This window comes from Microbacterium marinum, from assembly GCF_014204835.1.
Taxonomy (GTDB): Bacteria; Actinomycetota; Actinomycetes; order Actinomycetales; family Microbacteriaceae; genus Microbacterium; species Microbacterium marinum.
On record NZ_JACHMD010000001.1, the window covers coordinates 509,497 to 533,075 of the forward strand.

25 protein-coding genes and 1 pseudogene are annotated in these 23,579 nt (G+C 68.6%); 15 read left to right on the top strand and 11 right to left on the bottom strand.

Features of this window, described 5'->3' with window-relative positions:
- Nucleotides 1–79 precede the first annotated feature (79 nt).
- A complete protein-coding gene (locus BKA24_RS02505) occupies nucleotides 80–1,129 on the bottom strand; it encodes a LacI family DNA-binding transcriptional regulator (protein ID WP_184214744.1) in 1,050 nt (349 codons plus the stop codon).
- A 108-nt stretch (nucleotides 1,130–1,237) separates the two neighbouring features.
- Nucleotides 1,238–1,684 carry a GIY-YIG nuclease family protein gene (locus BKA24_RS02510; RefSeq protein WP_184214746.1) on the bottom strand — a complete coding sequence of 149 codons (447 nt, stop codon included), beginning with the start codon at nucleotides 1,682–1,684 and terminating at the stop codon, nucleotides 1,238–1,240.
- Nucleotides 1,685–1,873: 189 nt separating this feature from the next.
- Here BKA24_RS02510 and BKA24_RS02515 point away from each other — a divergent pair, with 189 nt between their 5' ends.
- From BKA24_RS02515 to BKA24_RS02530, 4 genes are all read left to right on the top strand, one after another.
- Nucleotides 1,874–2,458 carry an NAD(P)H-dependent oxidoreductase gene (locus BKA24_RS02515; RefSeq protein WP_184214748.1) on the top strand — a complete coding sequence of 195 codons (585 nt, stop codon included), beginning with the start codon at nucleotides 1,874–1,876 and terminating at the stop codon, nucleotides 2,456–2,458.
- 366 nt (nucleotides 2,459–2,824) lie between these two features.
- Entirely contained in the window at nucleotides 2,825–4,471 is a 1,647-nt protein-coding gene (locus tag BKA24_RS02520; RefSeq protein ID WP_184214750.1) for an alpha-amylase family glycosyl hydrolase, read from the top strand.
- Nucleotides 4,468–5,640 (top strand): glycoside hydrolase family 1 protein, encoded by a 1,173-nt coding sequence (locus BKA24_RS02525; protein ID WP_184214752.1) that lies wholly within the window; start codon nucleotides 4,468–4,470, stop codon nucleotides 5,638–5,640. The genes BKA24_RS02520 and BKA24_RS02525 overlap by 4 nt, the downstream gene beginning before the upstream one ends.
- A 171-nt stretch (nucleotides 5,641–5,811) precedes the next feature.
- Nucleotides 5,812–6,837 carry a serine hydrolase domain-containing protein gene (locus tag BKA24_RS02530; RefSeq protein ID WP_184214754.1) on the top strand — a complete coding sequence of 342 codons (1,026 nt, stop codon included), beginning with the start codon at nucleotides 5,812–5,814 and terminating at the stop codon, nucleotides 6,835–6,837.
- Between the two features lie 61 nt (nucleotides 6,838–6,898).
- Here BKA24_RS02530 and BKA24_RS02535 read toward each other — a convergent pair whose 3' ends face one another.
- A complete protein-coding gene (locus BKA24_RS02535; protein ID WP_184214756.1) occupies nucleotides 6,899–7,753 on the bottom strand; it encodes a hypothetical protein in 855 nt (284 codons plus the stop codon).
- Nucleotides 7,754–7,833: 80 nt separating this feature from the next.
- Between BKA24_RS02535 and BKA24_RS02540 the strand changes: the two genes are divergently transcribed.
- Nucleotides 7,834–8,346, top strand: coding sequence for an ASCH domain-containing protein (locus BKA24_RS02540; RefSeq protein WP_184214758.1), 513 nt, complete (start codon nucleotides 7,834–7,836; stop codon nucleotides 8,344–8,346).
- 917 nt (nucleotides 8,347–9,263) lie between these two features.
- Nucleotides 9,264–9,725 carry an NUDIX domain-containing protein gene (locus BKA24_RS02545; RefSeq protein ID WP_184214760.1) on the top strand — a complete coding sequence of 154 codons (462 nt, stop codon included), beginning with the start codon at nucleotides 9,264–9,266 and terminating at the stop codon, nucleotides 9,723–9,725.
- Between the two features lie 125 nt (nucleotides 9,726–9,850).
- On the opposite strand, the gene BKA24_RS02550 is transcribed toward BKA24_RS02545, so the two are convergent.
- A complete protein-coding gene (locus BKA24_RS02550) occupies nucleotides 9,851–10,354 on the bottom strand; it encodes a GNAT family N-acetyltransferase (protein ID WP_184214762.1) in 504 nt (167 codons plus the stop codon).
- Nucleotides 10,351–10,701: an ArsR/SmtB family transcription factor gene (locus tag BKA24_RS02555; RefSeq protein ID WP_184214764.1), complete on the bottom strand. Its 351-nt coding sequence runs from the start codon at nucleotides 10,699–10,701 to the stop codon at nucleotides 10,351–10,353. Before BKA24_RS02555 ends, BKA24_RS02550 begins: the two co-directional genes overlap by 4 nt.
- Before the next feature lie 90 nt (nucleotides 10,702–10,791).
- Here BKA24_RS02555 and BKA24_RS02560 point away from each other — a divergent pair, with 90 nt between their 5' ends.
- Nucleotides 10,792–12,105 carry an FAD-dependent oxidoreductase gene (locus tag BKA24_RS02560; protein WP_184220317.1) on the top strand — a complete coding sequence of 438 codons (1,314 nt, stop codon included), beginning with the start codon at nucleotides 10,792–10,794 and terminating at the stop codon, nucleotides 12,103–12,105.
- Nucleotides 12,106–12,150: 45 nt separating this feature from the next.
- Here BKA24_RS02560 and BKA24_RS02565 read toward each other — a convergent pair whose 3' ends face one another.
- Nucleotides 12,151–12,540, bottom strand: a complete 390-nt coding sequence (locus BKA24_RS02565) for an arsenate reductase/protein-tyrosine-phosphatase family protein (RefSeq protein ID WP_184214766.1) — start codon at nucleotides 12,538–12,540, stop codon at nucleotides 12,151–12,153.
- Nucleotides 12,541–12,615: 75 nt separating this feature from the next.
- Here BKA24_RS02565 and trxB point away from each other — a divergent pair, with 75 nt between their 5' ends.
- The 4 genes from trxB to BKA24_RS02585 are packed head-to-tail and all read left to right on the top strand — an operon-like array spanning nucleotide 12,616 to nucleotide 16,065.
- Nucleotides 12,616–13,578 carry a thioredoxin-disulfide reductase gene (trxB, locus tag BKA24_RS02570; protein WP_184214769.1) on the top strand — a complete coding sequence of 321 codons (963 nt, stop codon included), beginning with the start codon at nucleotides 12,616–12,618 and terminating at the stop codon, nucleotides 13,576–13,578.
- Nucleotides 13,575–14,669, top strand: a complete 1,095-nt coding sequence (gene arsB, locus BKA24_RS02575; protein ID WP_343065875.1) for an ACR3 family arsenite efflux transporter — start codon at nucleotides 13,575–13,577, stop codon at nucleotides 14,667–14,669. The genes trxB and arsB overlap by 4 nt, the downstream gene beginning before the upstream one ends.
- Nucleotides 14,666–15,652 (top strand): metalloregulator ArsR/SmtB family transcription factor, encoded by a 987-nt coding sequence (locus BKA24_RS02580; RefSeq protein ID WP_425488703.1) that lies wholly within the window; start codon nucleotides 14,666–14,668, stop codon nucleotides 15,650–15,652. The genes arsB and BKA24_RS02580 overlap by 4 nt, the downstream gene beginning before the upstream one ends.
- Before the next feature lie 11 nt (nucleotides 15,653–15,663).
- The gene (locus tag BKA24_RS02585; RefSeq protein ID WP_184214776.1) at nucleotides 15,664–16,065 is read left to right on the top strand and encodes an arsenate reductase ArsC; all 402 of its coding nucleotides are present in this window, start codon (nucleotides 15,664–15,666) and stop codon (nucleotides 16,063–16,065) included.
- Between the two features lie 64 nt (nucleotides 16,066–16,129).
- Here the strand turns inward: BKA24_RS02585 and BKA24_RS02590 are convergent, their stop codons facing one another.
- Together BKA24_RS02590 and BKA24_RS15855 are read right to left on the bottom strand one after the other, a co-directional pair.
- Nucleotides 16,130–16,336: an ABC transporter ATP-binding protein gene (locus tag BKA24_RS02590; protein ID WP_184214778.1), complete on the bottom strand. Its 207-nt coding sequence runs from the start codon at nucleotides 16,334–16,336 to the stop codon at nucleotides 16,130–16,132.
- Between the two features lie 342 nt (nucleotides 16,337–16,678).
- Nucleotides 16,679–17,164 carry an RNA polymerase sigma factor gene (locus BKA24_RS15855; RefSeq protein ID WP_343066147.1) on the bottom strand — a complete coding sequence of 162 codons (486 nt, stop codon included), beginning with the start codon at nucleotides 17,162–17,164 and terminating at the stop codon, nucleotides 16,679–16,681.
- A 66-nt stretch (nucleotides 17,165–17,230) separates the two neighbouring features.
- On the opposite strand from BKA24_RS15855, the pseudogene BKA24_RS15860 reads away from it, so the two are divergent.
- Nucleotides 17,231–17,281 (top strand): annotated as a pseudogene (locus BKA24_RS15860) (hypothetical protein); the annotation flags it as partial.
- Nucleotides 17,282–17,425: 144 nt separating this feature from the next.
- Here BKA24_RS15860 and BKA24_RS02600 read toward each other — a convergent pair.
- Together BKA24_RS02600 and BKA24_RS02605 are read right to left on the bottom strand one after the other, a co-directional pair.
- Nucleotides 17,426–18,832, bottom strand: coding sequence for a sensor histidine kinase (locus tag BKA24_RS02600; RefSeq protein WP_343065878.1), 1,407 nt, complete (start codon nucleotides 18,830–18,832; stop codon nucleotides 17,426–17,428).
- A complete protein-coding gene (locus tag BKA24_RS02605) occupies nucleotides 18,825–19,502 on the bottom strand; it encodes a response regulator transcription factor (RefSeq protein ID WP_184214780.1) in 678 nt (225 codons plus the stop codon). Before BKA24_RS02605 ends, BKA24_RS02600 begins: the two co-directional genes overlap by 8 nt.
- A gap of 131 nt (nucleotides 19,503–19,633) precedes the next feature.
- Here BKA24_RS02605 and BKA24_RS02610 point away from each other — a divergent pair, with 131 nt between their 5' ends.
- The 3 genes from BKA24_RS02610 to BKA24_RS02620 are packed head-to-tail and all read left to right on the top strand — an operon-like array spanning nucleotide 19,634 to nucleotide 23,121.
- Nucleotides 19,634–20,773, top strand: coding sequence for a thiamine pyrophosphate-dependent enzyme (locus tag BKA24_RS02610; protein WP_184214782.1), 1,140 nt, complete (start codon nucleotides 19,634–19,636; stop codon nucleotides 20,771–20,773).
- Nucleotides 20,770–21,753, top strand: coding sequence for a transketolase C-terminal domain-containing protein (locus BKA24_RS02615; RefSeq protein ID WP_184214785.1), 984 nt, complete (start codon nucleotides 20,770–20,772; stop codon nucleotides 21,751–21,753). Before BKA24_RS02610 ends, BKA24_RS02615 begins: the two co-directional genes overlap by 4 nt.
- Before the next feature lie 24 nt (nucleotides 21,754–21,777).
- On the top strand, nucleotides 21,778–23,121 hold the full coding sequence (locus BKA24_RS02620) for a dihydrolipoamide acetyltransferase family protein (protein WP_184214787.1): 1,344 nt from the start codon (nucleotides 21,778–21,780) through the stop codon (nucleotides 23,119–23,121).
- Nucleotides 23,122–23,125: 4 nt separating this feature from the next.
- Here the strand turns inward: BKA24_RS02620 and BKA24_RS02625 are convergent, their stop codons facing one another.
- A complete protein-coding gene (locus BKA24_RS02625; RefSeq protein WP_184214789.1) occupies nucleotides 23,126–23,473 on the bottom strand; it encodes a hypothetical protein in 348 nt (115 codons plus the stop codon).
- Between the last annotated feature and the right edge of the window lie 106 nt (nucleotides 23,474–23,579).

Here is a 23,579-nt window from a genome sequence, read left to right on the forward strand (position 1 = left end):
GGAGCGCGGGCGCGACCTCGTCTTCATCGGAACCTCCTTGTTCCTCGTGTGGGCCGGACGGTCCTCGTCCGGCGGAGTGTCAGCCGGCCGCTCCCGGGAGGGCGCTCGGTGCGTCGGACGGTGCGCAGCCGCACGACTCGCGGATCACGAGTCGGGTCTCGAGCACGGTGCGGGAGGCGAGGTCGTCGCCGAGCGCTCCGGCCGCAGCGTGCGCGCCGAGTTCGGCGACGGGCTGATGGACGGTGGTGAGTCGGGGCGACGCGATCTCGGCGAGCGACTGATCGTCGAAGCCGGTGATCGCGACATCGGCCGGGATACGGTGCCCGAGGCCGGGGAGAGTGGCGAGCAAGCCGATCGCGAGCTCGTCGTTGGCGCACACCAGCGCGTCGGGCAACGCGCCATTCTCGTGGACCTGGCGGGCCGCGAGGGCGCCGCTGCGCACATCGAGTCCGTAGTGGAGCGGGTCGCCCGCCTCGGCGAGGTCGTGCGCGGCGAGGGCATCGCGGAATCCGGCGTAGCGGAGCGTCGTGTCGGGGGAGCCGGCGGGCTCGCCGACGAACTGCAGCCGTCGGTGGCCGTGCACCTCGATCAGGTGCCGCGTGAGCTCCTCGGCCGCAGCGCGACCATCGGTGAGGACGGACGGCGCGGTGTCGCTCTCGCCCGCGACGAGGACGATGCGCGAGGTCTTCGCGAGCCGCTCGAGCTCCTGCTCGGGCAGCGTGCCGCCGGCGATGATGAGTCCGTCGGTGCGCTCGGCGAGCTGGCGGACGGATGCCGCGGCGTCGGGGCGCAGGTGCGTGCCGAGCACGTTGATCGCGACGCCGCGCTGGATCGCGACCGACTCGGCACCCTCGATGAGCGCGGCGAAGTACGGACCGCCGAGACCGGGGAGGACGATGCCGAGGGTGTTGGTCCGCTGGTATGACAGGGCGCGACCGAGCGAGGAGGGCGTGTAGCCGAGACGGTCGATCGCTTCCTGCACGCGCTGCTTCGTCTCGCCGGTGACGCGTGGGTCGTCGTGGGTGACCCGCGACACGGTGGCGACGGAGACGCCGGCTTCGCGGGCGATGTCGCGGATGGTGGGCCGTGTGGGCGCGGCGCCGGATCGGCGGGTGGTGCGAGTGCTCATCCCAGCGTCACCTCCTCGTGAGTGCGGGATTACGGTCATGTAACCGGATACATCGAGCGACTGTAGCGGATGGTAACCGGTTACATCAACCCCTCGTCCGCACGCGGGTCAGGACGAAACGGCGCGCAACGCGTCGCCGTACCAGCGGTCGTAGGCCGCCCAGGGCTCGCCCCGCTCCGCCCGGATCGCCGCGATGTGGGTCGTCAGCGGGTCGACCAGCGTGAACCACTCGCCGCCCTCGCGCAGCGCGGCGAACTCCCGGTGACGCTGCTGCTCGAGCGCCCGTCCGCCGGGCTCGAAGGCGAGGAGCTCATCGTGCCGGATGACGCTCAAGCGCTGCTGGGGACTGGCCGACGTGCCGATCTTCACCCGGTCGGCGTAGCGCAGGTAGTAGACGACCGCGACGCGCGGACGCGGCAGGTCGCCGTCCGGTGCGTCACCCAAGCGCCAGCCGCACCGGTCGCAGTGCCACGCGGAGCATCCGATGCCGGTCCGCAGGCGCTCGCCGAGCTCACCTCCGCAGACGCGGCACGGCGAAGGCATGGTCTCGGGCACCGGCCCAGTCTGCGCCAGCCCTCCGACACCGCGGCATCCGCTTGTCGCTCGGTCTGATTCCGCGAGACAGCAGGCGGAACCCCAGACGTCGACAACGAACCGACGTCTCGGGTTCCCACTGCTGTCTCGCGGTCAGGGGAGCCAGGGGGTTGCGGAGCCGGGCGTCGCCAGCGCCCCGAGAATGGAACGATGGCCACGCTGATCGTCACCGCGAACCCCGAGCCCGCCTCCCTGACCCGCGCGGTCGCCGACCGTCTCGCCGACGCGCTGCCCGAAGGATCGGCCGAGATCGCCGACCTCACCGCTGAGGGGTTCGACCCCCGGTGGACGACTGCCGACCGGCACGCCTACCTCGTCGCGGGCGACTACCCCGACGATGTCGCCGCCGAGATGGCGCGCGTCGACCGCAACGACCACATCGTCCTGGTCTTCCCGGTCTACTGGTGGTCGATGCCCGGGCTCCTCAAGGGCTGGATCGACCGCGTCTTCACGAACGGCTGGGCCTACGGGGTCGGCGACGGTGTCGGCATCCGTCCCGGCCTTGGACGCGTCACGATGCATCTGATCCCGATCGCCGGATCGGATGCCGCGCTCTATGCGCGCCGCGGTTACGACCGTTCCTTCGAGACGCAGATCACCGCCGGCATCATCGACTACTGCGGCATGACGCGCGGCGCGACCGCCTTCCTGTACGAGTCCGAGGAGCAGGGGACCGACGTGCCCGCGGCGATCGACGCCGTCGTCGCCGAGGTCGCCGCCGCCATCTCCGCCTGACCCTCCGCGGCCCGCCCGCGGCTCAGCCGCCGCGGCGCGGCAACACCTCCGGAGAAGCCGTCGCCTCGCCGATGCGAGCCGTGGAAATCCCGACGGCGCGCCACCGAGCGTCCATAACTCCTCAAAAACTGCGTCGCCGCCGCCGAAATTGCACGAATCCAGCCCCACTGGCGCGCCTTCTGAGGAGTTATGAGCGGCGGAGTACGAACACCGCGCTGCCGCCGACCATCTCCAGCCCAGCCGCGCAGCGGTAGAGGTAACCGGTTACATCGGGTATCGTCCCCGTGGTAACCGGTTACATCGAGGTCCCGGTCGCGACGGAGCGACCGGCCGGGACTGCACAGACGCAGACAGGAGAGCGACCGGATGACTCGAGGCACCCTCGCCGACCGGCTCGACCGGATCGTGCTCTACCAGGCCTACCCGCAGAGCTTCGCCGATGCCGACGGAGACGGCATCGGCGACCTCGACGGCCTCGCCGCGCGCCTGGACTACCTCGGCTGGCTCGGTGTCGACGCGGTCTGGATCAACCCCTGCTTCGTCTCCCCGATGCGCGACGCCGGGTACGACGTCGCCGACTTCGACCACATCGATCCCCGGTACGGCGGCGATGCCGCCCTCGATCGGCTCGTCACGGAGGCAGACCGGCACGGGATCGCCCTGCTGCTCGATCTCGTCGCGGGCCACACGTCGGACCAGCACCCCTGGTTCCAGCGGGCGATCGCCGACGACAGCGACCACCGCTACGTCCTCTCCGACCGGCAGGCCGAGGGGTTCGAGCCGGTTCCTGGCCCCCGCGGCGGGTTCTACAAGCCCAACTTCTTCGCCTTCCAGCCCGCGCTGAACTTCGGCTACGCCCGGGCGGATGCCGCCGAGCCCTGGCGCCAGCCGGTCGACGCCGACGGCCCGCGACAGAACCGCGATGCGCTCGTCGACATCATCCGCCGCTGGTACGACCGCGGCGTGCAGGGATTCCGCGTCGACATGGCGGCATCCCTCGTCAAAGACGACCCCGGCCACATCGAGACCGCGAAGCTGTGGAACGACATCCGCCGCCGGCTCGACGCGAGCCACCCGGGGAACATCCTCATCTCGGAATGGGGTGACCCGAAGCGTTCGATCGCCGCCGGATTCCACAGCGACTTCTTCCTCCAGTTCGGCGGTGATGACGACGGCCACCCGCTCAAGTCGCTGTTCAACAACAACAGCGGAACCGTCCACGAGGCGTGGGATCAGACGGAGGTGTGGGCGGATGCCGCGGGCACCGGCACTGCGGCCGACTTCATCGCCGCGTGGCGCGAGGCCGCGTCCGCGATCGAGGCCGACGGCCGTGGCGGCGTGGTGGGACTTCCGACCGCGAACCACGACTTCACCCGGATGGTGAGCGGTTCGCGCGACGCGGAGCAGGCGCGCTCGGCGCTGCTGCTGGTCCTCACGTGGCCGGCGATGCCGTCGGTCTACTACGGCGACGAGATCGGCATGCGGTACGTCCCGGGCCTCGCCTCGCTCGAAGGGTCGTCCCTCGGCCCGCGGTACGAGCGCGCCGGCTCGCGGACGCCGATGCAGTGGGGCGCGCTCGACGACACCGACACGGTGGGAGTGTCCCGCTATCTGCCGGAGGACCCCGATCCCGAGCGTCCGACCGTCGCCGCACAGCTCGGCGACGCGGCATCCCTGCTGCACTTCGTGCGCGACGCGATCGCGCTGCGCCGCAGCGACCCGCGCCTGTCGGCTCGCAGCGAGGTGGATGTGCAGGAGACGGACTACCCCTTCGTCTACGTTCGCGGCGGTTCGCTGCTGGTCGCCCTCAACCCCTCGGCGGCTCCTCGCACGGTGGCTCTCCCCGAGCGAGGGCCGGCCCCGGCCGTCCGGCTCGCCTTCGCGGCGCGCATCGCCGACGGCGCCCTGCAGCTCGACGCCTTCGGGTGCGCGGTCGTCGATCTCGCCCCCGAACCGCTGACCGATACCGACCCCGCCGCGTCCGCGGCATCCGATGGAAGGACATCCGCATGACGACGATCCCCGCACCGAACGGCTTCATCTGGGGTGCAGCGACCGCCGCGCACCAGATCGAGGGTGGCAACACGAACACGGCGCACTGGGAGTTCGAGCACGCCGCCGACACGACTGTCGAGGAGCCCTCGGGTGACGCGGTCGACTCCTACCACCGCTTCCCCGAGGACATCCGGCTGCTCGCGGAGTGCGGCCTGAAGGCGTACCGCTTCTCGATCGAGTGGGCGCGCATCGAGCCCGAGAAGGGAATCGTCTCGAAGGCGCAGCTCGACCACTACCGCCGCATGATCGACACCTGCCACGATCACGGCGTCCAGCCGATCGTGACGCTTCACCACTTCACGGTGCCGCGCTGGCAGGGCCGCGACGGCGGCTGGTACGCCGACGACGTCGTCGACCGGTTCCGCCGGTACACCGAGACGGCGACGCGCATCCTCGACGACGTCGAGTGGGTCGTCACGATCAATGAGCCGAACATGATGGTCAACCAGACCGAGGCGAAGATCGACACCGAGCAGGGCGTCAACTTCCCTGGTCCCTCGCCGCACGTCGCGCAGGTGATCGCAAAGGCGCATCACGCCTCGACCGAGGTGCTGAAGGGTCTCGGCCACGTGAAGAGCGGCTGGACGGTCGCGAACCAGGTGTACCAGGCGGTGCCCGGGTACGAGAAGGAGCGCGACGAGTGGGGGTACTGGCGCGAGGACTACTACCTCGAGCAGGCCCGGAACGACGACTTCATCGGCGTGCAGTCCTACCTGCGCACGATTGTCGGCCCCGACGGGCCGGTGCCCTTCCCTGACGACGTCGAGCGCACCCTCACCGGGTGGGAGTACTACCCCGAAGCGCTCGGTCACGCGCTGCGCCACACGTGGGAGGTCACCGGCGGCGTGCCGATGCTGGTGACCGAGAACGGCATGGCGACGCAGGACGACAGCCGCCGCATCGATTACACGACCGGCGCCCTCCAGGGCCTCGCATCGGCGCTGCAGGATGGCCTCGACATTCGCGGCTACCTGCACTGGTCGCTGCTCGACAACTACGAGTGGGGTTCGTTCCGCCCCACGTTCGGCCTCATCGGGGTCGACCGTGAGACGTTCGAGCGCACCCCCAAGCCGAGTCTCGCCTGGCTCGGCGACCTCGCTCAGCGCGGCGTCATCCCCGCCGGCTGACCCGGCGCGGGCGGGGCGCCATCCGCGCCGCCGCCCGCGAGCTCCGGGGACGTACCGTGCAGCTCGGCCGTTTCGCCTGGCGCACGTTGCGTCCCTCGAGCGTTTCCGAGCGGATGCCGCGAAACCGTGCCCCGCTACGCTGGGTGGTTCTGCTGTGCGAAGGAGCCCCGGATGACGACGATCGATGACCTGACCGACCTGGATGCCGCGACGGGGAACCCGTTCTTCAGCGGCGTCGCCTCGATCGACGTCGGCGATTCCCGCGTCTACGAACGGGCGGGTGGGTTCGCGAACCGTGCGCATCGCGTTCCGATCACCCCGGTAACGCGGCTGGCGATCGCCAGCGGCAGCAAGATCTTCACGGCGCTCGCCGTGCTCCGCCTCGTCGAGGAGGGCACGCTGACCCTCGACCAGCCGGTGCGGACAGTCCTCGGCTCCGATCTGCCGCTGATCGACGACGGCGTGACGATCGAGCACCTGCTGAGCCACACCTCGGGTATCGGCGATTACATCGACGAGTCCGCCGGCGGTGAGATCGACGACTACATCATGACGCTGCCGGTTCACACGCTGACCACTGCCGAGGCATTCCTGCCGATGCTCGACGGTCGCGAGCAGGTCTCTGCTCCCGGCGAGGAGTTCGCGTACAACAACAGCGGCTACGTCGTGCTCGCGGTGGTCATCGAGCGTGCGACGGGCGAGACATTCCACGATGTCGTGCGCCGGCTGGTGCTCGATCCGGCGGGTCTCAGCCTCACCGACTACGACCGCAGCGACTATCTGACCGGTGATGTCGCGCTGGGCTACCTCGACGAGGACGGCGGCCACCGCACCAACGTGCTGCACCTGCCGGTGCTCGGCAACGGTGACGGCGGCGCGTACACGACCACGGGCGATCTCCACCGGTTCTGGCGGGCGCTGGTGCGCGGCGACATCGTCTCGCCGGAGACATATCGCGTGCTCGTCGCGCCGCGTCATCACGACGAGGACGAGGGTAAGCGCTTCGGTCTCGCGGTGTGGCTGCATGAGGTCGCCGACGTGCTGGTTCTCGAGGGTTACGACGCGGGGGTGTCCTTCGTCTCGTCGCACGATCCGGCGGCCGACGCGACCTACACCGTCATCGCGAACTCGTCCGAGGGCGCGTGGCCCGCGGCCAGTGCGATGCGGGGCGTGCTGGAGGCGCGGCTCGGCATCTGACCCGTGGACGCACGGATGCCGCGAGGCACATGGCCCCGCGGCATCCGTGAATCGGGATCGGTCAGTCGTCGATCTCCGTGCCGATGACGGCGCCCGACTCGTCGAGGGTGATCTCGACGATCTGGCGGTCGGCGGTCACGATCGTCACGTCGAACGGGGAGCGGCCGTCGTCGTCGGCGTCGATCTCGATGACGCGACCGTCGGCCTCGGCGAGGGCTGCCGCGACGATGGTGTTCAGCGTCGCCGCGTCGAGGATGTTCTCGGGAGCGCGGTCGTCGTCGTCGGGTCCCTCGGTCTCGCGGACGGTTGCGGTGCCGTCGGCCGAGACGAGGACCTCGGCCTCGGACCCGTCGGTGCCGCGGAGCTTCACGTCCCAGCTGCCGTCCCGGTTGGCGTCGATCGAGACGGGCTCGCCCTCGGCGACGGATGCCGCGGCGCGGGCGATCGCGTCGAGTTCGTCGGCGGACGTCGCCCCGACGGTGCCGGATGCAGCGGACGCGTCGCCTGAACCGCGGTCGTCGGTGCCGTCGTCGTCCGCACCCTGTGCGGCGGATCCCTGCGCTCCGGAGTTCACGTCGCCGGATCCCTGGTCGGCCGTACCGTCGTCGTCCGCGACCGAGTCGCTCGCCGACTGCTCATCGGCGACGAGGCCGGCCACGCGATCGTCGTCGTCATCTCCGTCGGCGACAGCCGCGCCGATGGCCGCGCCGCCTCCGACGAGGAGGATCGCGCCGAGCGCGGCCCCGCCGGCGATCAGGGCTGTGCGTCCGCGACGCTTCGCGGGCTTCTCTTCCGACGTAGTCGTCGGGACCACCGTCTCGGCGGGGTAGGCCTGCGTCGGCGCGGTGGGGTTGCTGCCTGCGGGCGCCGAGTCGGAGGTCGGGGACTGGTCGGGGGTGCTGTTGTGCTCGCTCATGCTTCGAGGATGTCCCGCGGGCACTGAAGCCATCCTGAAGCGACCTGAAGCCGCTTTCAGGAAGGTGCGAGGATCGAAGAATGCCCGCGAACATCTCCTCCGCAGCTCTGCCGCTCGACCGTCCCGCTGCCGACCGCATGTGGGAGGCGTACCGCGCGGCGCGCCCGCGCGCGGTCGCGGCGGGACCCGACTACACCGTCGAACACTTCGGAGACTCGGCGCGCCTTGCGGACGAGCTGCTCGAGATCGTGCTTTCCGGGCGCAAGCGAGCGACCTCCGAACTGGTGGACGACTTCATCGCTCGGGGAGACGCCGTGCCGCGCATCGGTTCGCATTGGATCGCGTGTGACAGCACCGGCGAACCCCGCATCGTGATCCGCAGCGTCGAGCTGCGCGTCGGCGCTTTCGACTCCGTCGACGCCGAGTTCGCCGCTGACGAGGGCGAGGACGACCTCAGTCTGGAGAGCTGGCAGCGCGAGCATCGTCGCTACTGGACGCGCGTCGCCGCCGCGCGCGGAGCAGCGTGGTCGGAGGAGGACGAGATCGTCTTCGAGCGGTTCGCGGTCGTCTGGCCGCCCGAACACGCGGACTGACGATGCGACGGAGCTTGGCTCCTTGACCTTCATCCAGGTCGATCCCGAAGAGGGGGAGCAGTTGCCCATCGAGGTCCAATCTGATCAGCTGTGATCATGAACCGATTCGTGTGGATTGCGTTGGTGGTCGGGGGAGTGCTTCTCGCCGCGAGCGCATTCATCGGGCAGGGGGTGGAATGCGCCACCACCTGCGTGTCGTCCATGCTCCCCGACGATCCACAACGAGTCGCCAGACTCATCATTGGTGGTCTGATCGCAGTGGCTGGTGTAGCGCTGGCAATCGGAAGACGCACCAAGCTGCGGTAGAGCCCCAGCGACCGGCAGCTGGCCCCGATGACCAAGAAGGAATGCGGGCGATCTACGGAAAGTGAAACAAATGTGGTGGCCCCCGCTCGGGAGACCACCACATTTGCATTTGTGGGTCAGCTGCGCAAACCATTCCGCGTAAGGGAGATCCCGCTGCGTGTGCGCCGTGAGATCGTTCGGCACGTCCAAGACCTTCCGTTGCTTCCGTCCCGTCGACCTCGATATCGAGGACGCCGAAGACCTGGCCGAGCGCATCGGTGGCGACAAGACCGATGGATGGTGCATCGAGCTTGCGGCGGCGAGGCTTGACATCGTCGTAGTACTGAGTCGTCAGAAAAGCCAGCGTGCGACACCGGACCCACCCGTCCTCGTCGTCGGGAGTGAACGGTCGGACGTTGTAGTTGGTGGGGGTGACTCTCATTCAGAGCAGTGTCCCGCAAAACTCCCGCAGCCGTACGTGCCTCCCAGCGAGTTCGGGCCGTCTGCCGAAAACGATCGTTTTCGGCAGATCGGCGCCGCGAGGGTGTTGAGCCTGCCGTTAACGCCAGTCAAGCGAACCGGGCGAGACCAAGCTGCGGCACCCGTCCCGGCAGGATCGTACGCTGGAGCACATGCCAATCTCGCCCTACCTAAAGTCGCTGCGCGAGCGTGTCGGTAACGACCTACTCCTTCTCCCCGCGGTGTCAGCAGTGATCCGCAATGACGTCGGGGAGGTTCTGCTCGCGCGGTCGTACGGTGACGATGAGTGGGCTCTCATCGGCGGGGGCTTGGAGCCTGGTGAAGAGCCGGCCGCCGCGATCCTCCGAGAGATCCGTGAAGAACTCGGTGTCGAGGCAGAGGTTTCGCAGATCGTCGGGGCGTACGGAGGCGAAGGCATGTTTATCACCTACCCGAACGGTGATCGCTGTGCGTACGTGACGACTGCGTACGCATGTCAGCTCGTGTCAGAGGCGTTGACCATCGAAGAAGATGAGCTGCGTGAAGTGGCCTGGTTCACGCCCGACGAGGTATCCGGACTCGACACACAACCTTGGGTAGCGCGCATCCTGACGGATGCCGGCATCGCCACCTGACCCCTGCCGAACACGATCGTTTCTGGGACGGTCGATTCGTGCGCCGCGGAAGCCTGCCGAAACTCAGGGCCGTATCGAAACCCGGTTTCGGGACAAACGGTTTCGGCGGGGGGTTTTGACGTGCCTCAGGGGCGGCGGCGCTCGATGAGTATCGTGTCGCGCCAGTTGCCTGCCCAGGGGCCGTGGGTCATGTACGCGATGCGTTCGCGGTGGCCGATGCGGCGGAAGCCGGCACGCTCGTGAAGGGCCAGGCTGGCGGTGTTCTCGGGGAAGATGCTTGCTTGTACCGTCCAGATGTCAGCGGTGTCAGCTGCGCGCAGGAAGGAGGTGAGAAGTGCTGTGCCGACGCCGCGCCCGTGGGCGCGATCGGCAACATAGACGGAGTGTTCTACGACTCCGCGGTAGACCTCGCGTGCAGAGACGCGGGATGCGGCAACCCAGCCGAGGACTGAGCCGGCGGGATTGGTGGCGACGAGTCGGCCATCCTGGAGCTTTCTTTGGTCGAAGTCGGCCCAGGATGGGGGCCCGCTTTCGAACGTCGCGTTTCCGGCGGCGATGCCTTCGCGGTAGATCGTTTCGACCTCGGGCCAGTCGCTCTCAGTCAGGGCCCGTACGGCGATGTCGCTCATGCGCGGAGGGCGCGGGATGCGGCGTCGAGAGCGCGGGTGATGACGCGGTAGTAGGCCCATCGGCCGCGCTGCTCGCGGGTAACGAGACCGGCGTCGACGAGCTGCTTCATGTGGTGTGACACGGTCGGCTGCGATAGGCGGACGGGCTCGGTGAGATCGCAGATGCACGCCTCCCCGTCAGCGGATGCGGCGATCAAGGACAGCAGGCGTACGCGCGTAGGGTCGCCGAGTGCTTTGAACGTCCGGGCGGTGCGCTCAGCGTCTTCCAGCGATATGACCGCCCCGGTCACAGGAGCGCAGCATGTTTCGCTTTCCGCGGGAGCAAGGAGCGGGAACTGTGCAGTCATACTGCGATCCTCTCACGTCGTATTGACAGTCACCGATGTATCGATGATGCTCTACCCATCGATGTTCGTCAATGAATGAGTGAGGTTGCTGTGGAAGACGTCTTGCCGGTGGCTGTGATCGGCGCGGGCCCCCAGGGTCTTGCCGCGGCCGCGCATTTGGTCGAGCGAAGTGTGCCCGTTGTGGTGCTTGAGGCTGGCAGTTCTCCCGCGGCTGCGGTTGCGGAATGGGGGCACGTGCGGCTGTTCTCCGAGTGGCCTGAGCTGATTGATGCGGCGGGCGCTCGTCTCCTCGACGGCTCGGGGTGGCAGGCTCCGACGACGGGGTACCCCACTGGGGCGCAGTGGATCGAGAAATACCTCGCGCCCCTGGCTGCTGCCCTGGGTGATCGCGTCCACTTCGGTGCCCGGGTGACGGGAGTTTCGCGGCTCGGACGGGACCGCCTTGTTGATGCTGGCCGCGGGGATCAGCCGTTTACCGTTCACGTCTCGCCCGCCCAAGGGGAGGAGTACCGGCTGCAAGCCCGAGCTGTGATTGACGCATCCGGCACCTGGTCGACCCCCAACCCCGCGGGGGCTGACGGGCTCCCCGCCATCGGTGAGGCGGCATCCGCGGACCTGCTCTCGTACCGCATCCCCGACTTTCGTGACCGTGCTGGTTTCGCCGGCAAGCACACCGTTGTCATCGGTTCGGGGCACTCGGCCGTGACGGCCGTGCTGGCCCTTGCCCGCATGGCTCGCCGGGACCCGTCGACGACGGTGACCTGGGCGCTACGCCGAGCCACCGCCGGGAACACCTTCGGTGGGGGCGACGCTGACGAGCTGCCCGCACGCGGCGCGCTGGGGATCAAAGCGAAAGAGCACGTCGACGCCGGCCTGGTATCCCTCCTCACCGGGTTCCGGGTCGAACGCGTGACCCGTGACCGTGAGCGCCCCGTCCTGGTCGCGGAGGACGGTCGCACTCTCACAGCCGATCGGGTGGTGGTGCTCACTGGCTTCCGCCCCGACCTGTCGTTCCTCTCCGAGCTGCGGTTGGAGCTGGACCCGACGTTGCAGGCGCCGGTTCGGATCGCCGCGGAGGTCGATCCGAACGTCCACTCCTGCGGGTCCGTCGCCGCGACCGGCGCCGCCGACCTCGCGCAGCCCGAACCTGGCTTCTACCTCGTCGGGGCGAAGTCCTACGGCCGTGCGCCGACATTCCTCGCGCTCACCGGATACGAGCAAGTCCGCAGCGTTGCAGCTGAAATTGCGGGCGACCGCGAAGCCGCCCGCCGCGTCGAGCTCGTCCTCCCGGATACCGGTGTCTGCGGCGGCGCAGGGCTGTTTGATGCATCCGGGGCGTCGCTCGGCGGGGCGTGCTGCGCGCCTCCTGTATTGCAGATCGGACGGGCGCCGGCGCCCGCTTAAAAACGATGAGGGGGGAGACCTGCGGCCTGCCCCCTCATCACCAGCTCAACGGGTGAGGAGAGTCGCCTGGATCTTGTCGGACATTGCTTCGCGCAGCGGGCGGACAGCGTCGGCATCCCAGGACTCGGGGTTGGGGAAGGACCATTCCAGGACCTCCCCGCGCGGAGCGCTGGGTAACGCCAGCCCGGGCTTCATGAGAACCACGACATCGGCAGCCTCCAGATCAGCAGGCGTCACCGCGCGGGGCACGCGCCCCGTGATGTCCATTCCCAGCTCGGCAACGGTCGCAGCGATGGAAGGGTTTACCGTCTCGGCCGGGGCGAGACCGGCGGAGGCTGCGGTGAAGCGGTCCCCTGCAAGGTGCTCGAGGAGAGCGGCGCCGAGCTGAGAGCGGCCGGCATTGTGCTGACAGATGAACAGGACGGTCGGTTTCACGCGGCTCTCCTCGGTACGTTGCGGGTGTCGATAATCAGGATTGCGCCTTGCATAGGCATCTGTCAATATAGACACATGTCGATTCAAGAGGTTGAGCTGGTCATCGTCGGGTCGGGCCCTTCGGGCTACACGGCGGCGGTGTACGCGGCGCGGGCCGGGCTCGCCCCCGTTGTCATCGCGGGTTCTGTCACCGCGGGCGGTGCGCTTATGACGACTACGGAGGTGGAGAACTTCCCCGGATTCGTCGATGGCATCCAGGGCCCTGATCTGATGGACACGATGCGCCGACAGGCCGAACGCTTCGGCGCCCGCATCCTCCTCGACGACGCGATCCGCGTTGATCTCGAATCCGACACGAAAGTCATCGAGACGGGCGCCGGGCAGACTTTCCATGCTCGCGCGGTGATCCTCACCATGGGCTCGGCGTACCGGAAGCTGGGGCTTCCCGACGAGGAGCGCTTGTCGGGTCATGGCGTGTCGTGGTGTGCGACGTGCGATGGTTTCTTCTTCCGGGACCAGGACATCGTCGTGGTCGGCGGCGGTGATTCGGCCATGGAGGAGGCCCTGTTCCTGACGCGGTTCGCGCGGAAGGTGACCGTTGTTCACCGCCGGGACTCGTTCCGGGCGTCGAAGATCATGGCGCAACGGGTGCTTGAGCACCCGAAGATCGACGTCGCGTGGAGCAGCGAGATCACGGCGTTGCAGGGGGAAGAGAAGGTGCGCGGCGTTCGCCTGCGGGACACCGTCTCCGGTGCTGAGCGTGACCTCCCCGTGTCGGGTGTGTTCGTTGCTATCGGTCACGACCCTCGCTCCGAACTCGTCACCGGCCAGGTCGCCACCGATGCCGATGGTTACGTGCTGGTGGAGCACCCGTCCACGCGCACCTCGCTCACCGGGGTGTTCGCCGCCGGCGACCTCGTCGACCACACCTACCGGCAGGCGATCACCGCTGCCGGGACCGGATGCGCCGCAGCACAGGACGCGCAGCACTACCTCGCCGCCCTCGATGTTCCCGCCCTGGCGGAGGCTTTCGCGTGAGCAACGCAGCACCCGCTACCCGCCGCCTCTCGACCCTCGACCGGTGGCTGCCGCTGTGGATCGGCTTGGCGATGGCCGGCGGCATCCTCCTGGGCCGGTTCGTCCCGGGGCTGTCCGAACTGCTGTCACACCTTGAGGTTGGTGGGATCTCTGTTCCGATCGCGCTCGGGCTGCTGATCATGATGTACCCGGTGCTGGCGAAGGTTCGCTACGACAAGGTCGCCGCCGTGACCGGCGACAAGAAGCTGCTGGTTTCGTCGCTGGCGCTGAACTGGATCGCGGGCCCTGCCTTGATGTTCGCCCTGGCGTGGGTGTTTCTGCCGGACCTGCCCGAGTATCGGACGGGACTGATCATCGTCGGCCTGGCACGCTGCATCGCCATGGTCGTGATCTGGAACGACCTCGCGTGCGGTGACCGGGAAGCGGCCGCCGTGCTTGTTGCGATCAACTCGGTGTTCCAGGTCATCGCGTTCTCGATCCTCGGCTGGTTCTACCTCACCGTTCTCCCCGGTTGGCTCGGCCTCGACAGCCAAGGCCTGGACGTGTCCGTGTGGCAGATCGCACTCAACGTGCTCATCTTCCTCGGCGTGCCACTGGCCGCCGGGTTCGCGTCCCGTCTCATCGGGGAACGCCGCAAGGGCCGCGCCTGGTACGAGGGCTCATTCCTGCCCAGAATCGGACCGTGGGCGCTCTACGGGCTGCTGTTCACGATCGTGCTGCTGTTCGCCCTCCAGGGGGAACAGGTCACCTCCCGGCCGCTCGACGTCGTGCGGATCGCGGTTCCTCTGCTGGTGTACTTCGCCGTCATGTGGTTCGCCGGCCTCATCACCGGAAAGACCCTCGGCCTGGGCTACGCTCGCTCGTCGACGCTTGCATTCACCGCGGCGGGCAACAACTTCGAACTCGCCATCGCCGTCGCGATCGGCACCTTCGGGGCCACCTCCGGGCAGGCCCTCGCCGGTGTCGTCGGACCCTTGATCGAAGTACCCGTGCTGGTCGGCCTGGTTTACGTCTCACTGTGGGCCGCGCGGGCATGGTTCCACACCGACCCTTACGCGATCTCCGAACCTGCCCTGGAAAGGACTCGATGATGAGCGCCACCACCACAGAAGACACCTGCGCCCCGTCCCCAACGCACGCGATCGGGGACGACGCGGCCGCCGCGATCGCGACGACACTGAAGGCGCTGTCCGATCCGCTGCGGTTGCGGATGCTGTCCGCGATCGCGACGGACGCGCGCGGAGAATCGTGCGTATGCGACCTCGCGGAACTGGCCGACGTGTCCCAGCCCACGGTGTCGCACCACCTGAAGGTGCTCCGCGACACCGGGGTGCTCACCTCTGAGCGACGCGGCACGTGGGTCTGGTACCGGATCGCCCCGGCCCTTCGCCCGGCGGTGACGACACTGCTCGACTCGTTCGCGCCCGCAGCCGTCGCCCCCGTCCGCGCTGAGCATGCGGGACTCGAGAACGTCGACGACGCTCTCACCCGCCTTGCAGAAGCGCTCAGTCAGGACTACCCGCAGCTCGACGGCAGCCTGGTGGCAACGATCGTGCGAGAGTCGTACACGGCCTTGGCCAAGAGCGCTCGGGTGAAGAACCACCTGTTGTCCCTCACCGAACGTTTCGCGCGCCAACGACTCACCGACATCACCCGTGACCGCACGCAGGGACAGCCGCAGGTGCTGTTTGTCTGTGTCGCGAACGCAGGTAGGTCGCAGCTCGCCGCGGCGCTGCTGAATCAGCGCTCGGGCGGCGCCGTTGTGGCGCGCTCGGCTGGATCGACCCCGGCCGCTGAGATCCACCCCCATGTGCAGCCCCTCATCGACGAGCTGACCTTAGGCGACGACGAACCGAGGTTCCCGAAACCTTTGACCGATGACGCAGTGCGCGCAGCTGACGTCGTCATCACCATGGGTTGCGGCGACGTCTGCCCCATCATCCCCGGCGTCCGTTACGAGGACTGGACCGTCGGTGACCCAGCCCTCGCCTCCGCGGAAGGCGTCGCCGCGATCCGCGACGACATTGCCCGCCGCGTCGACGTCCTGCTTGCCACACTCACCCCCACCCGCTGACCGGAGCCCTCATGACCGACACCAAGCCCTCCGTCCTCTTCGTTTGCGTCCACAACGCCGGCCGCTCACAGATGGCCGCGGGATTCCTCCGCGACATCGCCGGCGACCGCATCGAGGTCCGCTCCGCCGGGTCAATGCCCGCCGACCAGATCAACCCCACCGCGGTCGAGGCGATGGCGGAGCTCGGCATCGACATCACCGCTGAACAGCCCAAGGTCCTCACGACCGAGGCCGTGCGGGCCTCCGACGTCGTCATCACCATGGGCTGCGGAGACGCGTGTCCCTTCTTCCCGGGCAAGCGTTACGAGGACTGGAAGCTCGACGATCCCGCCGGGCAGGGCATTGACGCGGTGCGTCCGATCCGCGATGACATCCGCACGCGTATCGAGCAGCTCGTGAGCGAGCTCGTCTGAGGTGGCGGCACCCCGCGCATGACGGAGGCCCGCACGCCTGAGCGTGCGTGCCTCCGAGTGGGGATCAGACGCGCTGGCTGATCGTTCCATCCGGGTTGCGCTTGGCAGTCGACTCGGTCACGAACCGGCCGGACGAGGCCGAACGGTGCACCGTGGTCGAGTTGCTGGTGCCGGAGCCCACAGGCTCGGTGGTGGTCTTACCGGGCCAGCGGGCGGTGGTTGCCTTCGACACGAAACGGCCGGTCGTGGCGGAGCGGTGAACGGTTCCCATGAGAAATCCTTCTTCCGGTGTCAGGCGCAGTGAGGAGGAATGCCGCTGGTTCGCGGCTGCTGACTCCGGTACAGTCAGTGCTCTGGATGAGACCTGACTTCTCAGGGCTTGTGAGCCGTCCCGTTGCAGCGGGGCGGCTCTTTTCAGTTGTGGTCCCGACATCTCGGTATACATCCGCCGGAGCTCACTTCCCCCCGCCGGATCGGAACTTTCCTGCGGTTGATCCCTTCATGGACCGGGCGACCAGCGACCGAGCCTTGGTCGATGGCACCGATCGCCGGGCGGCTTTGGCGCTCTGCGTCCCAAACGAGGAACGTTCGATCTTGGCTCTGAACTGATCGCTCATGCTGACTCCTTGCTCTCTCGTAGCTGCTGACGAGCCCGCGCCATCGCAGACTCCACCGCTTTCGCCGTCATGCTCAACTTCTCACCGATCTCGGCGTGGGTGTAGCCGTGCACCGCGTGAAGGTAGAACGCCGACCGGACCCACCCATCAGTGATCTTCCCGAAAGCCCTCCGCAGCTCATCCTTGACCTGTGCTGCTTCCCCCGCATCCGGCATCGTTGGCGCCGAAGGGTCGTCTTCGAAATCGTCTAACCAGTCCAACGTGGCGGGCGGTGCTTCGGGCTCAACGTAGGACCGGATCTCTTCGCGCAGCCACCGCTTGTAGACGTTGCTGAACTGGAACAGGCACTGCCCCACGAGAAACGTTCGCAGGGAGGCCCCCTTAGCTGGATCCCATCTCCCAGGGATGAGTACCTTGTCGCGGAACGCGATCAGCGCTCGGACGACTGTCTCGTCCGCGAGGCTTTCCGCGTCCTCGATCATCGCGCCAGGCGTCTGCTCGAGGAGGCTCGGGACGCCACCCCTGACGTCGAGCAGCAGCGGCGCGCGATCGGACTCGCCGGCCCGCCGGGTGCCGGCAAGAGCACCGTCCTCGAGCATGTGCTCGGGGAGCACCGAGGCAAGTACCTCGTGATCGACGCGGACGAGTTCAAACGTTCCCTTCTGCGGGAGGCGCAGGCAGATGGGAGCTACGTCCAGTGGCTTGTCCCTGATGCCATTCGGGAACGCGAGGGGCGGGCGGCCTCAGGAAGCCGGCAGCGACACGACGAACCTCGCCCCGCCGAGGGGCGCATCGGTCACCGTGACCGTGCCCCCCGCGGCGGTCACCACCGCCGCGACGATCGCGAGTCCGAGGCCCGAGCCACCGGCATCCCGCGCCCGACCCTCGTCGAGGCGCACGAACCGTTCGAACACCCGCGCTCGCTCGGACGACGGGATGCCGCTGCCGTCGTCGTCGACCGTGAGCACGGCCCGCCCGGCGGTGACCCGCACGCCGATCGCGACCTTCGAGGTCGCGTGGCGGGCGGCGTTGTCGGCGAGGTTCCGCACGACGCGGCCCAGCAGATGCGCATCCCCGGAAACGCGCGCGGGGGCGATGCCCGACCCGTCGACCGTGACGCCCGCCGCCCGCAGGCGCGACACCTCGGTGAGGGCGAGGTCGTCGAGGTCGACGGCGTCGCGCCGCTGCGGTGCATGCTCGTCGATGCGGGTGAGGACGAGGAGTCCGTCGACGAGGTCCTGCATGCGCAGCCCCTCCTCGGTGACGACACCGGCGAGGTCATCGAGGGTCGTCGCGTCGGGGTGCACTCGGGCGAGCTCGGCATGCTGCCGCATGGTCGCGAGCGGCGAGCGCAGCTCGTGCGAGGCATCCGAGACGAATCGACGTTGCGCGGTGGCCGACGCGTCGAGGCGATCGAGCATGCGGTTCATGGTCGCCGCGAGTGCGGCGATCTCGTCACCGGATGCCGGTTCCGCGACGCGCCGGTCGAGTCTGTCCGCCGAGATGTCGTCGACCTCGCGACGGATCCGGTTCACGGGGCGCAGCGCGCGGCCGACGACCCACCAGGTGACACCGGCGACGACGACCACGACGAGCACGGTGGATCCGGCCAGGAGCAGGGCGGCGGTCGCGAGGGTCGCGTCGTCGTCCTCAACCGGCACAGCGAGGACGAGCCGCAGATCCGCAGCGGCATCCTCTGCCTCATCGTCGTCATCGTCATCCCCTCGCGATCCGCCCCGGCCGGACGAGTCGTCGTCGAGACTCTGGACCACGACGAGGACCCGGTCGCCCTGGTACGAGGAGAACGTGCCATCCGCGTCGACCGGGAGCGCGCCGTCCTCCGCGTCGTCGGAGGCCACGAGGACACGCCCCGAGCCGTCCACCACCTGCGCGATGTCGTCATCGAGGTCGCCGACGGCGCTCGTTCCGAACTCATCGGCTCGCAGGGCGATCTCCTGCGCTCGCGCCTCGGCGGCGCGCGCGGTCGTGTCGCGGACCTCGGCTCCGAGCAGCGCGGAGAAGGCGAGCGAGCCGACGACCATGACCGCTGCGACGATGAGGGTCGCCGCGACGGTGATCCGTGCGCGGAGCGACCGCCACGGCCGACGCGGGATGCGGTCGGGCGAGCGCGGCGGCATCCGCTCAGCCACCGTCGGCCGCCAACCGGTAACCGGCGCCGCGCACCGTTTCGATCGCCTGACGACCGAACGGACGGTCCAGCTTCCGCCGCAGGTGGCCGACGTACACCTCGACGATGTTCGGATCGCCGTCGAAGTCGTCATTCCAGACGCCCGAGATGAGGTCGCGCTTGGAGAGCACCTGACCACGGTGCCGCATGAGGTGCTCCAGAACCGCAAACTCCCGCGAGGTCAGCTCCACGGGTATCTCGCCGCGCCACACCTTCCGCGACCCGGGATCGACGCGCAGGTCGCCTGCCTCGAGGGTGACCGGCCGCTCCACGCCACCGCGACGGATCAGCGCGCGCAGACGCGCCACCAGCACCGGGTACGAGAACGGCTTCGTGACGTAGTCGTCGGCGCCGCTGTCGAGGGCGTCGACCTGGTCCCACTCTCCGTCCTTCGCGGTCAGCATGAGGACGGGCGTCCAGTTCTCCTCGGCACGCAGCGCCTCGCAGACCTTCCACCCGCTCATCCCCGGCATCATCAGGTCGAGCACGATCGCGTCGTACCGGTTCTCCCGCGCCCGCCACAGACCGTCGACTCCGTTGTGGGCCACGTCGACCGCGAACCCCTCGGCCTCCAGACCGCGCCGCACACCGTCGGCGAGGCGCACTTCGTCGTCGACCACCAGTACACGCATGCGATCAGTCTGGCCGGTCCGCGCTGAAGCCGCGCTGAAGCGCGTCGCTTATCGGTCGGACACCGCGATTCGCGGCATCCGTTGTCGACCTCATGCAGAACCGGTCATACTCCGAGGGCTAGCGTGGGAGGGTGACCCCCTCTTTCGAGGCTCCGGCCGAAGCTCCCGACGTGGTCCGCGTTCTCGCGGCAGACGGATCGTACGCACCATCCCCGACGGCGGAGAGGTACCTCCCGCTCATCGAGGCGCTCCCCGACTCCGACCTCGAGACGTTCTACCGCGACATGGTCGTGGTGCGCGCCTTCGACCGTCAGGCGACGAACCTGCAGCGACAGGGTCAGCTCGCGCTCTGGCCGCCGTCCTTCGGGCAGGAAGCAGCCCAGGTCGGTTCGGTGCGGGCCACGCGGGCGCACGATCACGTCTTCCCGTCGTACCGCGAGCACGTCGTCGCGACCACGCGCGGGGTCGACCCGATCGACATCATCCGCCTCATGCGCGGACTCACGCACGGGGGCTGGAACCCCGCCGAGCACCAGAACACCCACATCTACACGCTCGTCCTCGGCGCCCAGACCCTGCACGCCACGGGCCTCGGCATGGGGCTCGTCTTCGACGGACGCACCGGAACGGGCGACCCCGAGAAAGACGAGGCGGTCATCGTCTACTACGGCGACGGCGCGTCCAGCCAGGGCGACGTCCACGAGGCGATGGTGTTCGCGGCGAGCTACCAGACCCCGCAGGTCTTCTTCCTGCAGAACAACCACTGGGCGATCTCCGTGCCCGTGACCACGCAGTCGCGCGTGCCGCTCGTGCGGCGCGGCGAGGGCTACGGCATCCCGTCGGTCCGCGTCGACGGCAACGACGTCCTCGCCAGCTACGCCGTCAGCAAGTTCGCCCTCGACGAGGCGCGCGCGGGTGGCGGACCGCGGGCGATCGAGGCGCTCACCTACCGTATGGGCGCGCACACGACGAGCGATGACCCCACCAAGTACCGCACCTCCGACGAGGAGCAGTCGTGGGCGCAACGCGACCCGATCGCCCGGATGCGCGCGTTCCTCGAGGGCCGAGGCGCCTCGGCGGCGTTCTTCGACGACGTGGATGCCGCGGCCGCCGCGTACGCCGACGATGTGCGCGTGCGTACCAACGCCCTGGGCGACATCCCCACCACCGTCATGTTCGATCACGTCTACGGCGACGTCCACCCGCTCGTGCAGGAGCAGCAGCGCTGGCTTGCCGAGTACGAGGCCTCGTTCGAGGAGGGGGACGCGTGAGCGACATCCAGACCCTGCCCTTCGCGAAAGCGCTCAACGCGGGCCTGCGCGCCGCGATGGCCGCCGACGACCACGTCCTGCTCATGGGCGAGGACATCGGGCCGCTCGGCGGCGTGTTCCGTGTCACCGAGGGCCTGCACGCCGAGTTCGGGTCGCAGCGCGTCCTCGACACCCCGCTCGCCGAGTCGGGGATCGTCGGCACCGCGATCGGCCTCACGATGGCCGGTTTCCGTCCCGTCATCGAGATCCAGTTCGACGGCTTCGTCTTCCCCGCGTTCGACCAGATCACCACGCAGCTCGCGAAGCTCACGAACCGGCACGAGGGCAAGGCGAACTTCCCCGTCGTCATCCGCATCCCCTACGGCGGGCACATCGGTGCCGTCGAGCACCACCAGGAAAGCCCCGAGGCGTACTTCGCGCACACCCCGGGACTGCGGGTCGTCTCTCCCTCGACGCCGAACGACGCGTACTGGATGATCCAGGACGCGATCGCCTCGCCCGATCCGGTGATCTTCTTCGAACCGAAGGCGAAGTACTGGATGAAGGGCGAGGTTGACGTCGCCGAGCGCGCACTGCCGCTCCACGCTTCCCGCGTCGTCCGTCGCGGTACCGACGTCACCCTCGTGGGCCACGGTGCGATGGTGACGACCCTGCTGCAGGCGGCGGCGCTCGCCGAGAGCGAGGGCACGTCGTGCGAGGTCATCGACATCCGCTCGCTCGCCCCCATCGACTACGAGCCCATCATCGAGTCGGTCCGCCGCACCGGGCGCATGGTCTACGCGCAGGAAGCCCCGGGCAACGTCTCGGTGGGGTCGGAGGTCGCCGCAACCGTCATGGAGCGTGCGTTCTTCGCCCTCGAAGCGCCCGTCCTTCGTGTGTCGGGCTTCGACGTGCCGTTCCCACCCGCCAAGCTCGAAGGGCAGTACCTGCCCGATGCCGACCGCATCCTCGAGGCCGTCGACCGCGCCCTCGCCTACTGATCCCCGATTGACTGGAGTGCACCGATGAGCACGCAGACCTTCCACCTCCCGGACGTCGGCGAAGGCCTCACCGAGGCCGAGATCGTGCAGTGGCGCGTCGCGCCCGGTGACGACGTCGCCGTCAACGACGTGCTCGTCGAGATCGAGACGGCCAAGTCGCTCGTCGAACTGCCCTCGCCGTTCACGGGTCGGGTCGGCGACATTCTCGCCGCCGAGGGGGCGACCGTCGAGGTCGGTGCCGCGATCATCACCATCGCCGGTGGCGAGGGCGAGCCCGACAGTGACATCGGCCAGTCCGAGCACGGTGAGAAGGCGGCGGAGAAGCCTGCCGACGACGGCGCCGGCGCGGTGCTCGTCGGCTACGGCACGGGGGGCGAGGTCAAGTCCCGTCGCCGCATGCCCGCGGAGAAGCCGGTCACGAAAGCTGTCGGTGTCGTCGCGAAGCCCCCGATCCGCAAGCTCGCCCGCGACCTCGGCGTCGACCTCGCCGACGTCGCGCCGTCGGGCGCAGCCGGCGAGGTGACCCGCGACGACGTCGTGCGCCACGCGCAACAGGCGTCGGTGTTCCGCAACATCGCGACACCCGAGGTTCCGGCCGAGCGGGAGCTGTCCATCCCGGTGGCGGCCTCCGCGGCATCCGTCCCCTCCGCTGCGCCCATGGCTGATGCTCGCGAAGAGGCCATCACCGTCAAGGGCGTGCGCAAGGCGACCGCGAACGCGATGACATCGAGCGCGTACACCGCACCGCACGTGTCGGTGTGGACCGATGTCGACGCGACCCGCACGATGGAGCTCGTCAAGCGGCTGAAGGCCTCGCCCGACTTCGCCGACGTGAAGATCTCTCCGCTGCTGATCTTCTCGCGTGCGGTCATCTGGGCGCTGCGTCGCACGCCGATGATCAACGCGGCGTGGGTCGAGACCGAGAGCGGCGCCGAGATCCGGGTGCGGCACTACGTGAACCTCGGCATCGCCGCCGCGACGCCGCGCGGCCTGCTCGTCCCCAACATCAAGGACGCGCAGGACCTGAATATGCGCGGCCTCGCGAAGGCGCTCGAGAAGCTCACCGTCACCGCCCGCGACGGAAAAACGACTCCCGCCGACCAGCAGGGCGGCACGTTCACGATCACGAACATCGGCGTCTTCGGGATGGATGCCGGTACCCCGATCATCAACCCGGGCGAGTCGGGCATCATCGCGATGGGCACGATCCGTCAGAAGGCGTGGGTCGTCGATGGTGAGGTGCGTCCCCGCTACGTCACGACGGTGTCGGGTTCGTTCGACCACCGCGTGATCGACGGCGACGGCATCAGCCGGTTCATCGCCGACGTGGCATCCGTCCTCGAGGAACCCGCGCTCCTCCTCGACTGACGGGCTAGACGCCGAGTCTGCTCAGCAGGGACGACGCGGCGTTCGCGACGACCCCGATTTGAAACGCGACGATTGCGACGGCGATCGCGGAGAACCACGCGATCTCGCCGATCGGGCTCCGACGGACGACGCGGTGCAACACGAGGCCGACGACCGTGCCGATCGCGACCGTCGCGCCGGCGACCTGCGCGAACGCCATCCGCACATAGTCGGACGGTTCCGGAGCGCTCCAGCTGTTGAAGACGACCATGAGCGCGACGGGGGCAAGGAACACGCCGGCGACCAAGATCACGCTGGCTGAGTACCCACGCAGACGGGTACCGGGCATCGGGTGCGTCGTGGTCTCGCTCATGCTCGCGAGCATAGGGGAGATGCCGTGTGCAGACCTGCTCGAAATCGGATGCAACGGATCGGGCCCCAGTGGGCATGTACTGGGTGAGGGTGAGGGTGAGGGGGAC